General features: G+C 34.9%; 13 protein-coding genes. 7 read left to right on the top strand and 6 right to left on the bottom strand.

Annotated features, from left to right (window positions below; all coding sequences use genetic code 11):
- Positions 1 to 7: 7 nt before the first annotated feature.
- The 4 genes from PBT91_RS14210 to PBT91_RS14195 form a co-directional block, all read right to left on the bottom strand.
- A complete protein-coding gene (locus PBT91_RS14210) occupies positions 8 to 1,705 on the bottom strand; it encodes a NupC/NupG family nucleoside CNT transporter (RefSeq protein ID WP_270059118.1) in 1,698 nt (565 codons plus the stop codon).
- 15 nt (positions 1,706 to 1,720) lie between these two features.
- Positions 1,721 to 2,344 carry a bifunctional nuclease family protein gene (locus PBT91_RS14205; protein ID WP_270059117.1) on the bottom strand — a complete coding sequence of 208 codons (624 nt, stop codon included), beginning with the start codon at positions 2,342 to 2,344 and terminating at the stop codon, positions 1,721 to 1,723.
- An 83-nt stretch (positions 2,345 to 2,427) separates the two neighbouring features.
- Positions 2,428 to 3,396 carry an electron transfer flavoprotein subunit alpha/FixB family protein gene (locus tag PBT91_RS14200; protein WP_270059116.1) on the bottom strand — a complete coding sequence of 323 codons (969 nt, stop codon included), beginning with the start codon at positions 3,394 to 3,396 and terminating at the stop codon, positions 2,428 to 2,430.
- A gap of 52 nt (positions 3,397 to 3,448) precedes the next feature.
- A complete protein-coding gene (locus tag PBT91_RS14195) occupies positions 3,449 to 4,195 on the bottom strand; it encodes an electron transfer flavoprotein subunit beta/FixA family protein (RefSeq protein WP_270059115.1) in 747 nt (248 codons plus the stop codon).
- 307 nt (positions 4,196 to 4,502) lie between these two features.
- On the opposite strand from PBT91_RS14195, the gene PBT91_RS14190 reads away from it, so the two are divergent.
- The 6 genes from PBT91_RS14190 to PBT91_RS14165 all read left to right on the top strand — a co-directional run bounded on the left by PBT91_RS14190 (position 4,503) and on the right by PBT91_RS14165 (position 13,022).
- Complete coding sequence (locus PBT91_RS14190) at positions 4,503 to 5,480, top strand: pyruvate dehydrogenase complex E1 component subunit beta (RefSeq protein ID WP_270059114.1); 978 nt, start codon at positions 4,503 to 4,505, stop codon at positions 5,478 to 5,480.
- A 62-nt stretch (positions 5,481 to 5,542) separates the two neighbouring features.
- A complete protein-coding gene (locus tag PBT91_RS14185; protein WP_270059113.1) occupies positions 5,543 to 8,029 on the top strand; it encodes a DUF5686 and carboxypeptidase-like regulatory domain-containing protein in 2,487 nt (828 codons plus the stop codon).
- 68 nt (positions 8,030 to 8,097) lie between these two features.
- Positions 8,098 to 8,610: an inorganic diphosphatase gene (locus PBT91_RS14180; protein ID WP_270059112.1), complete on the top strand. Its 513-nt coding sequence runs from the start codon at positions 8,098 to 8,100 to the stop codon at positions 8,608 to 8,610.
- A 139-nt stretch (positions 8,611 to 8,749) separates the two neighbouring features.
- Positions 8,750 to 9,526 carry a non-homologous end joining protein Ku gene (gene ku / locus PBT91_RS14175; RefSeq protein ID WP_270059111.1) on the top strand — a complete coding sequence of 259 codons (777 nt, stop codon included), beginning with the start codon at positions 8,750 to 8,752 and terminating at the stop codon, positions 9,524 to 9,526.
- 2 nt (positions 9,527 to 9,528) lie between these two features.
- Positions 9,529 to 11,949 carry a DNA ligase D gene (ligD, locus tag PBT91_RS14170; RefSeq protein WP_270059110.1) on the top strand — a complete coding sequence of 807 codons (2,421 nt, stop codon included), beginning with the start codon at positions 9,529 to 9,531 and terminating at the stop codon, positions 11,947 to 11,949.
- A 35-nt stretch (positions 11,950 to 11,984) separates the two neighbouring features.
- The gene (locus tag PBT91_RS14165; RefSeq protein ID WP_270059109.1) at positions 11,985 to 13,022 is read left to right on the top strand and encodes an App1 family protein; all 1,038 of its coding nucleotides are present in this window, start codon (positions 11,985 to 11,987) and stop codon (positions 13,020 to 13,022) included.
- Positions 13,023 to 13,044: 22 nt separating this feature from the next.
- On the opposite strand, the gene PBT91_RS14160 is transcribed toward PBT91_RS14165, so the two are convergent.
- Positions 13,045 to 13,641, bottom strand: a complete 597-nt coding sequence (locus PBT91_RS14160; RefSeq protein WP_270059108.1) for an RNA polymerase sigma factor — start codon at positions 13,639 to 13,641, stop codon at positions 13,045 to 13,047.
- Positions 13,613 to 13,777: a hypothetical protein gene (locus tag PBT91_RS14155; protein WP_270059107.1), complete on the bottom strand. Its 165-nt coding sequence runs from the start codon at positions 13,775 to 13,777 to the stop codon at positions 13,613 to 13,615. The genes PBT91_RS14160 and PBT91_RS14155 overlap by 29 nt, the downstream gene beginning before the upstream one ends.
- A 131-nt stretch (positions 13,778 to 13,908) precedes the next feature.
- On the opposite strand from PBT91_RS14155, the gene PBT91_RS14150 reads away from it, so the two are divergent.
- Entirely contained in the window at positions 13,909 to 15,018 is a 1,110-nt protein-coding gene (locus PBT91_RS14150; protein ID WP_270059106.1) for a FecR family protein, read from the top strand.
- The last annotated feature ends 39 nt before the right edge of the window (positions 15,019 to 15,057 follow it).

Genomic DNA, 15,057 nt, shown 5'->3' with positions numbered 1-15,057 from the left:
TAAATTTCTACCCAATAATCATTCCTGCAATAGTTGCTGAAAGTAACGAAGCTAAAGTTCCACCAATTACCGCTTTAATCCCGAATTCAGACAAATTTTTACGCTGTCCCGGTGCTAATGAACCAATACCGCCAAGCTGAATACCAATAGAAGCAAAATTTGCAAATCCGCATAGCATATAAGTCGCCATGATGATTGATTTTTGATAAGTAAAACTTAAACCAGAAGCAGCATTTTTAAGTTCTGCCAGCTGAATATATCCAACAAATTCACTTGCAGCCAGTTTAATGCCTAAAAGTTGTCCCATTAACATCATATCTTCCTTTGCAACACCAATTAGCCACATCAAAGGAGCGAATATGGTTCCCAACACGGCTTCAATAGAAAAGGTTTGATATGGAGTGTTTTCAGCTAAAAAGCCGTTTAGGTGTGTGAGTTCACCAACTTTGGCAAATCCGTAATTGATCATTGCTATTAAGCCTACAAATACTAATAACATCGCCCCCACATTTGCGGCTAGTTTTAAACCTTCAGTAGTACCAATGGCAATCGCATCTAAAACATTTGAGCCTATTTTTTCTGAAGAAACTTCGACATCTGTATTTACTTTTTCCTGTTGAGGGTAAAGAATCTTCGATATAACAATCGCTCCTGGAGCTGCCATTACTGAAGCTGCTAATAAATGTTTAGCAAATTCTAGTCGTGCAACGGGATCGTCGCCACCTAGAAAACCAATGTATGCGGCAAGAACACCACCTGCTACGGTAGCCATACCACCAATCATTACCAATAAGATTTCAGAACGCGTCATTCGTTCCAAATAAGCTTTAATCATTAATGGTGCTTCAGTTTGCCCTAAGAAAATATTTCCTGCTACGTTTAAACTTTCTGCTCCCGATATTCCTAGAAGCTTGGTAAGTACCAGTGCAAAACCTCTAACAACAATTTGTATTATTCCGTAGTAAAAAAGAATAGAAGTTAATGCCGAAAAGAAAATAATGGTTGGTAATACCTGAAATAAAAATATATAACCAAAACTAGAGGTATCCATAAGTCCGCCTAAAAGGAATTCGCTCCCGGCAGCGGTAAACTCCAATATTTTCACGAAAATCTTACCTACAAATTCAAAAGTAGATTGTACCCAGCCAATTTTTAAAACTCCGTAAGCTAGCAACAATTGCATTGCCAGGCCGATACCAACTGTTTTCCAGTTAATGGCTTTTCTATTACTACTACATAAAAATGCTAATAAAAGCAGCGAAAACATACCTAATACACCGCGTAATATTCCTGTAGTTGTAATTCCCTGATTGGCGATAATTTTTTTTGAAGTTTCAGCAGGAATAATTTCATTAATTTCTTGCTGATGTTCGATAAGTTGAATTCCTTTTTTTCCACTTTTAAGCACCATGGAAGAGTCTGATAGTTTAGTGACTCTATAATTCACCATGTTCTTTTTGGGTTGGGTATAGAAGAATACCAAAATATCGTTTTGGAACATATAATCACCACGAGAAATAGTGTCTTCTTCTTTGGTGAAATTAAATCTTCCGTTGTTTATGGTGAGAATGCTGCCCTTTTGAAAAATGTCGTTAGAAAGGCTATCTACGTTCGTTTCGATCTTCCAGCTTTTCGTAATACTTTGAGCCTGCAATGTTGGAAAACTCAAAATTATAAAAAAAAGAAAGCATAATAATCTCTTCATATTTTAAGTGGGGTGTTATTGTCTCTTAGAGATTTCATCTCTTAAACTGGCAGCTTTTTCGTAATCTTCGTTTTGTACAGCCTGTGATAATAAACTTTCAAGTTCGCTTAAGGATAGCTTCTTATAATTATTATCTTCTTTTGAAATTTCTATGTCGTCTGATAGTAATTCTTCAGAAATAATTTCTTCACGATCTTCCTCTTTTTCTCTATGTTGTTTCTCTTCACCCTGAAGAAAAATACCTGCTTTTTCAAGGATATTTTTATAGGTAAAAATAGGAGCATCAAATCTTAAAGCCAATGCAATGGCATCGCTTGTTCGAGCATCGATAATTTCTTCGATTTTATCGCGTTCACAAATTAAGCTTGAATAAAAAACACCGTCTACTAATTTGTGAATGATGACTTGCTTTACGTTAATTTCAAAACGATCAGAGAAATTTTTGAAAAGATCGTGGGTTAAAGGTCTTGGAGGCCTAATTTCTTTTTCTAGCGCAATGGCTATCGATTGGGCTTCGAACGCACCAATTACTATAGGTAATTTTCTATCCCCACCAACTTCATTTAATATAAGAGCATACGCTCCATTCTGGGTTTGACTGTATGATATTCCCTTGATATTCAGACGCACTAAACTCATATTCCATAAATTAAAAAAGGCTGTCTAAATAGGGCATTTTACCGGATTTAGACAGCCCTTTAAAGGGGTGCAAGTTATAAAATTTATGCGTTTTTCTCTTTAAATTCTTTCAATTTTTCATTTAGTTTAGGAACAATTTCAAAAGCATCCCCCACAACTCCATAATCTGCTGCTTTAAAGAAAGGCGCTTCTGGATCGTTGTTAATCACAACTTTAGTCTTAGCGGCATTAATTCCTGCTAGGTGTTGTATTGCTCCAGAAATTCCAACCGCGATATAAAGATTAGACGCTACAGGCTTACCGGTTTGCCCCACGTGTTCGCTATGTGGCCTCCAGCCCATATCACTAACCGGTTTAGAGCAGGCAGTGGCAGCGCCAAGGATATCTGCCATTTCTTCTATCATTCCCCAATTTTCTGGACCTTTAAGTCCGCGACCACCAGAAACAACAACTTCTGCATCGGCGATTGTTACTTTATCTTTGGCTTTATCTACCGATTCCACTTGTATTTTAAAATCTTCTTCTGAAAATTGAGGTTCAAAAGCTTCACTTGATGCAGCACCTTCACTTTCTTTAAGTCCGAATGCGTTTTTGGATAAGCCTAAGACTTTAATGTCTGTAGTTATCTCTGTAAATTTAAAAGCTTTATTCGTAAAAGCTGTCCTTTTTACCTGAAATGGAGAAGTGCTTTCTGGTAAATCCGTAACATTTGATACATATCCAGCTTCTAATTGCACTGCCACTAGAGGAGCAATGTATTTGCCATTAGCAGATTGGCTTAATACAACCACTTTTGACGATTCTTTTTGCACTGCTTGTTTTATAGCATCGGCATAGGCACTTGCATTAAAGTTGTTTAGTTTATCGTTACTAACGCTCAAAACTTTGTCTACACCATATTTACCTAACTCGCTGGTGTCTTCTGTGTTAAAAGAGATCGCAGTTAAGCTGGTTCCCATAGCATCGGCAACACCTTTTGCATAAGAAGCAACTTCTAGCGCTCCTTTTTTAAATTTTCCGTCTTCTGATTCTGTATATACTAAAACTGACATTTTTCTAATTTTGAAATGATTAAAAATCTTCTTGAAAATCTGCTAAAGGAAATTAAATAACTTTAGCTTCATTGTGAAGAAGATCGATTAACTCGTCTAGATTATCGGCATCTATCATTTTAACTGATCCTTTTGGAGCAGGTTTTTCAAATTTAACTGCTTTAGTGGCTGTTTCAGCTCCTGCTGGCTCCATGACATTTAGAGGTTTTTTACGCGCTTGCATAATTCCTCTCATATTAGGGATTTTAAGATCACTTTCTTCAACAAGACCTTTTTGTCCTCCAATAACTAATGGTAAACTCGCGATTAGCGTTTCCTTTCCTCCGTCGATTTCTCTAGTTGCTGTTGCTTTATCACCTTCAACTTCAAGAGCAATACACGTATTTATAAAGTTAGCTTTAAGTAAACCTGCCAACATTCCAGGAACCATTCCGCCATTATAGTCTATAGATTCTCTTCCGCAGATAATAAGATCGTAATTTCCTTCACCTGCTACTTTGGCTAATTCTTTAGCTACCTGAAATCCATCAGTAGGAGTAGTATCTATTCTAATTGCAGAATCTGCGCCAATGGCAAGAGCTTTACGTAAGGTAGGTTCGGTTTCTGCACCGCCAACATTTATAACATCTACACTTGCGCCTTGTTTTTCTTTAAACCACATGGCACGGGTTAAACCAAATTCATCGTTTGGATTTATAACAAACTGAACTCCGTTAGTGTCAAATTTACTATCACCATCGGTAAAGTTGATTTTTGAGGTTGTATCAGGTACGTGGCTAATACACACTAATATTTTCATATTTTTAGTTCTTTTTATTAAACGTATTGATTACGAAGTTACATAAATAAATTCAGGAATACTATGCATGCATAGTAAAATTTTCCTAAAAATTAGCCTGTAATTTAATTAAAGCTTAAAATAAAGGGTATTAGTTGAGGTTTTAGTAATAAATTATAGGTTTTGTTGGTTATATTTAAGGTGTGAGAATTTTGATGAAATTAAGTTGATCGTAAATCTAAATTTTTAATGGTTTATGTGGTAAAAACTTTATTGAATTACTATTTTTGTTTTCCTAAAGTCATAAATATTAATATTAAGAACTATAATGAAGACAATTCAATTTAGGGAAGCCGTTCAACAGGCTATGAGCGAAGAAATGCGCAAAGATGAGTCCATTTACTTAATGGGTGAAGAAGTAGCCGAATATAACGGTGCATACAAAGCTTCTAAAGGAATGTTGGATGAGTTTGGGCCAGATAGAGTAATAGATACACCAATTTCTGAGCTTGGATTCTCAGGTATAGGTATTGGTAGTGCCATGAATGGTAACCGTCCTATTATAGAGTTCATGACCTTTAACTTTTCCCTGGTTGGAATCGATCAAATAATAAATAATGCCGCTAAGATTCGCCAAATGAGTGGTGGGCAATTTAATTGTCCTATCGTTTTTAGAGGGCCAACAGCTTCAGCAGGTCAGCTTGGTGCAACACACTCTCAGGCTTTTGAAAGTTGGTATGCTAACTGTCCTGGTTTAAAAGTAATTGTTCCTTCTAATCCTTACGATGCAAAAGGTCTTTTAAAGGCGGCAATTAGAGATGATGATCCTGTAATCTTTATGGAAAGTGAACAGATGTACGGTGATAAAGGTGAAGTGCCAGAAGAGGAGTACGTAATCGAGATTGGAAAAGCTGATATTAAGCGTGAAGGATCTGATGTAACTATCGTTTCTTTTGGTAAAATTATCAAAGAAGCTTACAAAGCTGCAGACGAATTAGAGAAAGAAGGTATTTCTGCGGAAGTAATCGATCTTAGAACTATTCGTCCTATGGATCATGCTACCATTATCGAATCTGTAAAGAAAACAAACAGACTTGTAATTCTTGAGGAAGCATGGCCATTTGGAAATATTTCTACTGAAATTACTTACCAGGTACAGGAACAAGCTTTCGATTTTCTTGATGCACCAATCATTAAAATAAACACAGCCGATACACCGGCACCATATTCTCCAGTTCTTCTTAAGGAATGGTTGCCAAATAGTGAAGATGTTGTTAAAGCTGTAAAAAAGGTAATGTACAAGTAATTCAGATAAACTATCTTTGACCCCTCATCCCCTAAAAGATGAGGGGTTTTTTGATTATATATATGAAGTACTTTCTTTTATCTACCCTGTTTATTTTTAGTTGTTTACATGTCTTTTCCCAAACGGATATTAGTGGAGTTGTAGTAGATGAAGACGGAGCAGGAATACCTTTTGCTAACGTTATATTTACTGGCTCTAGCGAGGGTACTACTACAGATGAAGATGGTAACTTTTCCTTATCATCTCAAAAAACATATACTTCAGTAAGCTTTTCTTTTTTGGGATATCAGTCCAAAGACGTTAGTCTTCAAAACAAATCTAATAAAGATCTACAAGTAACGCTATACGCTTCTTCAGAATCACTTTCCGAAGTTAAAATTTATAAAGGAGAAACTTCTAAAAAGAATAATCCGGCTATCGATATTTTACGGAAAATTTGGGCAAACCGTAGAGGAAACGGCGTCAAGAAATTTGATCAATATGCTTATCGTAGATACGAAAAACTCGAATTCGATTTAAATACTATTGATAGTTCGCTTATCGAAAGTAGAATTTTCAATGGGATGGAATTTATTTTCGAAGATCTAGATACCAATAGGATTACCGGGAAAACCTATTTGCCAATATTTTTAAATGAATCGGTAAGCAGAGTATATGGCGATAATGAAACCGGACAAGAATTAACTGAATTAAAGGGAAATAAAAACTCAGGATTTAGCGATAACCAAATGCTAATTTCTACCGTTCGTGATATCTACGATGAGATCGATGTTTACGATAACTACTTAAAATTTTTTGATAAGAATTTTGTGAGTCCGCTTTCAAAAACAGGAATTAACGTTTATAACTACGTTCTTGCAGATACCGCTTATGTAGATGGAAAGTACTGCTACAATATTGTTTACTACCCTAGACGGGAAAATGAACTAACTTTTAGTGGAGATTTTTGGGTAAATGATACCACTTGGGCAATTAAGGATATTAATCTTGATATGTCTGAAGGTGCCAATTTAAACTGGGTTAAAGGTGTTTATATAGAGCAAGAATTTGAAGTATTAAGTGATTCGGTTTTTCTTTTAAAAAGAGATTTCTTTCAGGCAGATTTTGCATTAAGAGAAAAAAAAGAATCACGGGGTGTTTACGGTAAACGAACTGTACTTTATGATGAATATGAGTTTGATAAAGAACGTCCTTCTTCATTTTATAATAAACAGGTTAATCGCTTTCGCGAAGAAGTTTATAACAGGGATAACGAATTTTGGGAAACCAATAGATTAGAAGAATTAAACGGTGACGAGCGTGGGGTCTATGATATGTTGGATACACTAAGAACGGTAAAACAATTTAAACGATTGTATAACGTCTCTACCGCTTTGGCTACCGGTTATATAGATTTTGAAGGTTGGGATTATGGTCCGGTTTTTTCTACTGTTGGGTTTAACGACGTTGAAGGTGTTCGAGTACGAGGAGGAGGTAGAACCTACTTTTCTCAGCATGATAAATGGCGACTAGAAGGTTACGGAGCTTATGGATTTAAAGACGATAAATTTAAATACGGTATACAGGGGAAAGTTTTGCTAGATCCAGAAAATCGTTTAATTATTACCGCTGGTAATCGTAGAGACGTAGAGCAATTAGGCGTTAATTTAACCAATACTACAGATGTTTTAGGGCGTAGCCTTGCTTCTTCAGCTTTAATAAGTACAAGTTCAAATAATAGTTTAAGTTCTATAAATCTTACTGTTTTTTCTGTAGAAATTGAACCCTGGGAAAATTTAAGTTTTAGAGTTAGCGGTTCTTATCGTGAAGTGGAAGCAGCTTCAGAAGGTTTTAGTTTAGATTATTATACAGATGCGACCAGGACAAATTTATCTTCAGAATTAAACCAGACAGAAATTTCTAATCTTATCATGTATACTCCGGGACGTACAACTTCTGGATATGGTGTAGAACGAGAAGTCGTAGACGATGATCACCCAACGCTTTTTTTAAATTATACATTGGGAATTAAAAACCTTTTTAATAGTGATTTTGATTATAAAAAATTACAGCTTTTTTATAATCAGCCAATAATGGTTGGAGGATTTGGTAGAGCAAATGCCAGTATAGAGGCCGGTAAGACATTTGGCGAAGTACCTTTAGCTTTACTAAGTGTGGTACCAGGTAACCAAACCTATTTTCAGCTTTATAACACATTTTCGCTATTAGACTATTATGAATTTGTAACCGATACTTATGTTGCCGCTCATTTTGAACATAATTTTAATGGTCGATTTTTTTCAAGGATACCTTTGTTAAGAGATTTGAACCTGAGAGAAATTGTAGGAATTAGAGGAGTTTGGGGACAAATTTCTGAGGATAATAAACAATTAAATGCATCTGGGATTCCTTTGGTAGCGCCTAATGGAGAACCATATTGGGAGTACAGTGCCGGTGTAGGAAACATTTTTAAAATTATTAGAATAGATGCCCATTTTCGTGGAAACTATTTTGATAATCCCGATGCGCGATCGTTTGGAGTTACCGTGAATTTCGGTTTTCACTTCTAAATCAGCCTTTTTAAATACATATTTCATTATATTTGATAATCTATTAAAGTTCAACAAAAACAAAAAAAATGTCAGAAACTTTTGATGTACTAATTGAAATTCCAAAAGGAAGTAGAAATAAATATGAGTACGATTTTCAATTAAAAAAAGTACGTTACGACAGGATGATCTTTTCTTCAATGATGTATCCTGCAGATTATGGTTTTATTCCAGATACTTTAGCTTTAGATGACGATCCTTTGGATGTATTGGTGCTTGTTAGCGAACCTACGTTCCCAGGGATTGTAATGGAAGTAAAACCAATTGGCGTTTTCCATATGGCAGATGAAAAAGGACCAGATGAGAAAATTATTTGTGTTCCTGTATCAGATCCTATTTGGAATCGCTTAAATGACCTTAAAGAATTAAATGGTCACTTAATTAAAGAAATCGAACATTTCTTTAAAGTTTATAAAGACCTTGAAAAGAAAAAGGTTGATGTTGGTGGATGGGGCGATGCTGAAGAAGCTAGAAAAATCATCGAAGAATGTGTTAAACGATACGAGAATTATGATGGCGATAAAAACCGTCTAAGATTGTAATTCTAGTTTATATTTAAGATTACAGATTAAAGCAATAACTAAAGGTTATTGCTTTTTTGTTTTCTAACGTTTCTTTTTTAACTTCTTTACAACGTATCGCGGCGATTATTTATACTAACTTTCCTTTAAATGATAATCTATGAGATCGATATGGAATGGTTCAATTAGCTTTGGACTGGTGTCAATACCAATTAAATTATATTCAGGTTCAGAAGATCGAAAGTTAGATCTTGATATGCTGGATCGTCGTGATAATAATAGAATACGATATAAACGCGTCAACGAAGATACCGGTAAAGAAGTAGAATGGAAGGATATCGTTAAAGGCTACAAAAAGGACGATGGTTACGTGGTACTCGAAAAAGAAGACTTCGAAAATGCCAATATGAAGAAAAGTAAAACCATAGATATCGAGGAGTTTATCGAAGAAAAAGAGGTAGCCGATGTACTTTTTAAAAAGCCTTATTTCTTAGAGCCGCAAAAAGAGGGCGGCAAATCTTACAATCTTTTAAGGGATGCTTTAAAGAAAACCAAAAAGCTAGGTGTTGCTACTTTTGTAATGCGTCAAAAAGAACATTTAAGCTTGGTAGGCGTGTATAATGATGCATTGGTGCTTCATGTAATTCGTTTTGCAGACGAAATTCGTGATCCTTCAGATTTAAAATTGCCTAAAACTAAAGTTCAGAAGAAAGAGGTAGATATGGCAATTTCTTTAATCGATCAATATACCACAGATTTCAGTTTCGATAAATTTAAAGATGTTTATAATGAACAATTGATGAAGATTATCAAATCTAAATCTTCAGGAAAAACCACTAAGCCAGAAGAGTTTGACAGCAAACCAACGCCTGCAAAAGATCTTATGGCACAATTAAAAGCTAGTTTAGATAAAAAGAAAAAGAATAAAGCTTCCTGATTTTGAGTCTAGACGAGTACAAAAAGAAACGAAATTTTGAAAATACTCCCGAACCTGAAGACGGTGAAACTAGTGATAATCTAAATCGTTTTGTAATACAGCGACACCAGGCAACACGTTTGCATTACGATTTAAGATTAGAAATTGGTGGCACGCTAAAAAGTTGGGCCGTTCCCAAAGGCCCGTCTATGAATCCGATGGATAAAAGATTAGCCGTGCATACCGAAGATCATCCAATCAAATATCTAAAATTTCAAGGGGAAATTCCAAAAGGAAATTACGGGGCCGGCCAAATGGATATTTGGGACGCTGGGACATTTTCTAGTAAGCTTGATTCTAAATCGGTTTTAGAACAATATGAAGATGGGGATTTAAAAATCACACTTTCAGGCGGGAAATTAAAAGGTGATTTCGCTTTGGTGCATACCAAACAAGGTAAAGAAAATCACTGGTTATTGATTAAAAAGAAAGATCAATTTTCAACCGATTTGATTTATGATGCTGAAGTTTATGCTGAAAAAACTTCCGAAGAAAAAGCAAGTAAAGCAAAGCCGAAGGTAAGAACACTAAAGCCTGAAGATACCGTAAAACCAATGTTGGCCACTACAGCCAAAGAAATTTTTAATCATCCCGATTGGATTTACGAATTAAAATGGGACGGTTATCGATTAATAGCCCACGTCGATGATGGCGATGTAAGGATTTATTCCCGAAACGGAATTAACTACGGTTCTAAGTTTCCATTATTAGTTAAGGATTTAAAACAATTAGACCATCAGGTGATTTTAGATGGAGAAGTTGTAATTGTAGATAAAAATGGGATTCCGAATTTTCAGGCGTTGCAAAATTACGATCAAAACACTCCGGGTACATTGAGATTCTATGTTTTTGATATGCTTTTTCTTAATGGTCACAGCATGTTGGAACTTCCGCTTAAAGATAGAAAAAGTCTAATTCCGGAGATTTTAGAAGATTTAGATTATACGTTTTACTGTGATCATATAGAAGGTATGGGAACAGCGTTCTACAAAAAAGCGGTCGATAACGGTACGGAAGGCGTAATAGCTAAAAAAGCAGATTCTACTTATGCTCCCGGCTATAGAACCGAAAGTTGGCTGAAAATTAAAGCTGTTGAAAGTGAGGAAGCCATAATTTGTGGATATACCAACTCTAAAGGCGCTGTTTTTGGATCATTGATTTTAGGAATGTATCAGGATGGAAAGTTAAAGTATGTGGGAAACTGCGGAAGCGGATTTTCTAATGCACAGCAAAAAGAATTACTTCAGAAAATGGATAAACTGGCTTCGAAAGAGTCGCCATTTATATCTAAAATTAATTTGAAAGGAAGAACACCAAATTGGATAAAACCCCAACTAATTTGTGAAGTAAAATTTTCTGAATGGACCAAAGCAGGCTCTATGCGCCATCCTGTTTTTAAAGGACTTCGCGAAGATAAATCAACTATAGAAATTAAGCCTGAGGAAAAAACCGAAGCCCCGGAGCCAGAAAAAGTGAATGGAACTTCAGGAAATTTGGATATTGGTGGGATTTCAGTTCCTTTTACGAATCTTAATAAAATCTATTGGCCAAAAGACAATATCACCAAATATGATCTTATAGAATATTACTTGCAGGTTTCAGAGGTTATGCTTCCATATTTAAAAAATCGCCCACAAAATTTACATCGACATCCAAACGGAATTCAGCAAAAAGGTTTTTATCAAAAAGACAACGAAAGTTTACCAGATTGGATAAAAACAACAAATATTTATTCTGATTCTTCGGAAAAAAATATAGAATACATGCTTTGTCAAAATGAAGCTACCTTACTTTATATGGCGAATTTGGGATGCATAGAAATTAATCCTTGGCATTCTAAAGTAGGAAATTTAGATACGCCTAATTATGGTGTGATAGATTTGGATCCTTCAGCTAAAAATACTTTTGAAGATGTTATTGAAACTGCTAAAGTTGTGAAAGAAGTTTTAGATTCAGCTAAAATAGATGGATATTGCAAAACTTCAGGATCAAAAGGCGTGCATATTTACGTTCCTTTTGGAAAGAATTATTCTTACGAAGAGGGTAGGGATTTTATAAAATTAATATGTTATCTGGTTCAGGAAAGATTGCCCGAGCTAACAAGTATGGAACGCGCAGTGAAGGCGAGAAAGGATAAAATTTATCTCGATTATTTACAAAATCGCAGAGGGCAAACTATTGCGGCTCCTTATTCGGTAAGACCAAAGGCAGGAGCAACAGTATCGACACCAGTAAGTTGGGATGAATTAAAAAGCGGACTTAAAATTTCAGATTTCACTATTTTTAATGTTCCCGAAAGAATTTCAGAAGTAGGCGATCTGTTTGAGGGCATTCTCAAATCTAGTATAGACATGGAGAAGGCCTTAGCGAATTTGAGTGAATAAATAGCAACCAACCCCAAAGCAACGAAACAAATTTAATGTTTAAAAGAGTAAAAAAATTATTAGGTAGATATAAGAATTTGGATCAGGTACTAGTTGTTCCTTATAGAAGTTATGGCACGTATTCCAGACTTTTTGTAAAAGGCCGTGTGTTAGATAATGCGCCTTTAAAGATCCATGAAGATCAAAATACCTGGAAAACATTCGTAAATACATACAAGCAATTTGATAGTTTTGAAATTCCCGATGCTAAGATCGAACTTGAACTTCCCGGTAAAATCAAATTGGAGACCACAACTGATGATGAAGGGTATTTTCTTTTCAATCAAACTTTAGAGAACAATATTTCTGAATTATCGAATGATGAAGGTTGGGTAGATTACCACTTGTATTATCGTGAAGAATTAGAGCCAAAAACCGAACTTTTAGGAGATCCTTTTGAGGGGCAATTTTTAATACCCGCTGCAGATGCCGAATATGGTATTATTAGTGACATAGATGATACTATTTTGCATACAGGAGTTACATCTTTCCTAAAATGGCGTTTGCTGAAAAATTCTTTGCTAACCAATGCTTATAAACGCATGCCTTTAAAAGGCGCACCAGATTTATACAAACTGTTACATAAAGGAAAAGCTGAGGGTAATCGTAATCCTATGTTTTATCTAAGCAACAGCCCGTGGAATATGTACGAATATCTAAAGTTGTTTCTTGATTATAATGGATTTCCCAAAGGACCAATTTTACTGCGTGATATAAGAACACCTTTTGATACGACTATAAAGCCTGAAAAGCCTCACAAACAGCGCGAGATTTTTAATATTCTAAATACTTATCCAGATTTGAAGTTTATTTTAATTGGCGATAGTGGCGAGCATGATGCTACGATTTATACTGAAATTGCTGCGCAACATTCTGATCGTATATTAGCTATTTACTTAAGAAGTGTATCTAGTAAAAAAAGTATGAATCGTGTAAAAAGTATTATCGATAATTTTGATTCTACGCCTGTGCTTATGGTAAACACCTCTGCCGATGCTTTGGCACATGCGCGTCATAATGGATATATTAACTAACTACTTGAAGAATAGAATAGGCTTAAAGAAACATAAAGATTAGAAAAACAAGAAGTTCTCTTCTAAGAAGCCGCATTGCTCTGGAAATATGGTCTTCCACGGTTTTTTCAGAAATTTTTAAATAAGCTGCGATTTCTTTATTTCTAAGATTTTCATTCTGCTTCAATAAAAACACTTCTTTACATTTTTCGGGCAATTTAGTAATGGCTTTATGTAGAAGTTGCATTTTATAAGCTGTTTTTTCATCTGATTCATTTTCAGATTCTAAAACGCTTTCAAGATATAATTCATCGGTAAGTAAAATCGTATTTCGTTCTTTTCTATATCTGTCTATAAAGTTATTTCTACAAAGGGTAAACAAGTAAGCGTCGATTACGGTATCTTCAGCCAAATTCTTTCTTTTTTCCCACAACTTTATAAAACTTTGTTGTACAATATCTTCAGCGACGGCTTTGTCTTTGGTGTATCCAATTGTAAAGGCTAAGAGTTTTTCATAAAATGCGTCAAAAATATACCCAAAAGTATTCTCGTCGCCTTTTTTTAGCGAAATAAGAAGTTCTCCATTTAAAGAATGTTGAGAGGTAGACACTTTATTTTCGATTTCCGGGAATGTCTTCAAAAGTAAGCAACTCTACGAAATTCTTCTTCCGTAGCGATAATTTTTGTTCTAAATTATATTGAACAGAAAGAATTGTTAAAAAATGCTTTGAAGATTTATTATTTATACTGCCTTTAATTCGAGTTAAATTAGTCATTTTTTAATATAATACATCTATTAACTATAATTTAATATTAATTTGAATAATGTGAAAAAAATCAAAATTTGAGCAGGGGATTTGCTGATTCCAAACGTTTTTAAGTAAAACAGTGCATAGTTGAAGCTGAAATGAAAGAATTAGAATATTTAATTGAAAGATATATCGATGGCAAAATTACCTCTAAAGAATTGGAGGAATTAAACCGTCTACTAGAACACGCTGGTAATAAGGACCATTTTAAAAAAATGGCAGGATTGAGTTATGAGCTAAATTTGGAGCGTACACGTAGAAGCAGTAATAAAGATGCTGTACTGAAAAACATCAAACAAGCTACAACTCCTGTTAAATCGATAAATTTTAGAAGCTACTTAAGTATTGCAGCGGTACTGATTGTGGCTCTGTGCGCCACTTTGTTTTTCTTTTTTCAGAAGAAGGCTGTTAGTGAAGAAGAGCAATATGTGACTATAGAAATGGAAGATGGCGCTAAAGAAGTGCTGAAAAATACAGATTTTCAGATAAAAACTGAAGCTGACGAAATTATAGTTCAGCAAAAAGGAGATACTATAAAATATTCAGCGCTAGCGAATACTATCGCTATTAGTCAAAACACCTTGAAGGTTCCTAAAGGAAAGAAAATGGTAGTTGAACTTGCAGATGGAAGTATTGTTCATTTAAATTCCAATAGTAAGTTATATTATCCAACTGGTTTTAAATCTAATCAAGATAGAGAAGTGCGATTAGAAGGCGAAGCATATTTTGACGTTTTTCATGATGAAAGTAGACCATTTATTGTGCATGGAGAGCAATTAGATGTAGAAGTGCTGGGGACAAGTTTTAATTTCAGCTCTTACAACAATAATTCTTACGCTTTTGCTGTGTTGATCGAAGGTAAAGTTGCAGTAGAAAGACAAAGAGAAGCTACGGTTTATTTAGAACCTGGAATGATGGCGAGCTATTCCAAAAAATCAAAAACACTTAAAACCTCTGAAGTTGATACTGATGTTTACACGGCATGGATGGACGGAAGATTGGTTTTTGAAGAACGCTCTTTTGAAGATATAGCAAATACTTTAGAGCGCAAATTTGATATACAAGTAAAATTTGAAGATGAAAAATTAAAGCATGAACGCTTTACGGCAAAATTTGAAAATGAAAGTATCGAAAAGATTTTGGGATCATTTAAACAAAGCTACGATTTTGAGTATGTTATAAATGATACCAATGTGATTATACGTTAAAAAAAACAGGATATGCTGGCACATATCCTGTTGGATTAG

Source organism: Zunongwangia sp. HGR-M22 (genome assembly GCF_027594425.1).
GTDB lineage: Bacteria > Bacteroidota > Bacteroidia > Flavobacteriales > Flavobacteriaceae > Zunongwangia.
This window is presented reverse-complemented; position numbering and strand designations above follow the sequence as displayed.

Bases quoted from the DNA above. Each gene is read 5' to 3' on its own strand.
- PBT91_RS14210 (WP_270059118.1), bottom strand. From the start codon at position 1,705: ATGAAGAGATTATTATGCTTTCTTTTTTTTATAATTTTGAGTTTTCCA.
- PBT91_RS14205 (WP_270059117.1), bottom strand. From the start codon at position 2,344: ATGAGTTTAGTGCGTCTGAATATCAAGGGAATATCATACAGTCAAACC.
- PBT91_RS14200 (WP_270059116.1), bottom strand. From the start codon at position 3,396: ATGTCAGTTTTAGTATATACAGAATCAGAAGACGGAAAATTTAAAAAA.
- PBT91_RS14195 (WP_270059115.1), bottom strand. From the start codon at position 4,195: ATGAAAATATTAGTGTGTATTAGCCACGTACCTGATACAACCTCAAAA.
- PBT91_RS14190 (WP_270059114.1), top strand. From the start codon at position 4,503: ATGAAGACAATTCAATTTAGGGAAGCCGTTCAACAGGCTATGAGCGAA.
- PBT91_RS14185 (WP_270059113.1), top strand. From the start codon at position 5,543: ATGAAGTACTTTCTTTTATCTACCCTGTTTATTTTTAGTTGTTTACAT.
- PBT91_RS14180 (WP_270059112.1), top strand. From the start codon at position 8,098: ATGTCAGAAACTTTTGATGTACTAATTGAAATTCCAAAAGGAAGTAGA.
- ku (WP_270059111.1), top strand. From the start codon at position 8,750: ATGAGATCGATATGGAATGGTTCAATTAGCTTTGGACTGGTGTCAATA.
- PBT91_RS14165 (WP_270059109.1), top strand. From the start codon at position 11,985: ATGTTTAAAAGAGTAAAAAAATTATTAGGTAGATATAAGAATTTGGAT.
- PBT91_RS14155 (WP_270059107.1), bottom strand. From the start codon at position 13,777: ATGACTAATTTAACTCGAATTAAAGGCAGTATAAATAATAAATCTTCA.
- PBT91_RS14150 (WP_270059106.1), top strand. From the start codon at position 13,909: ATGAAAGAATTAGAATATTTAATTGAAAGATATATCGATGGCAAAATT.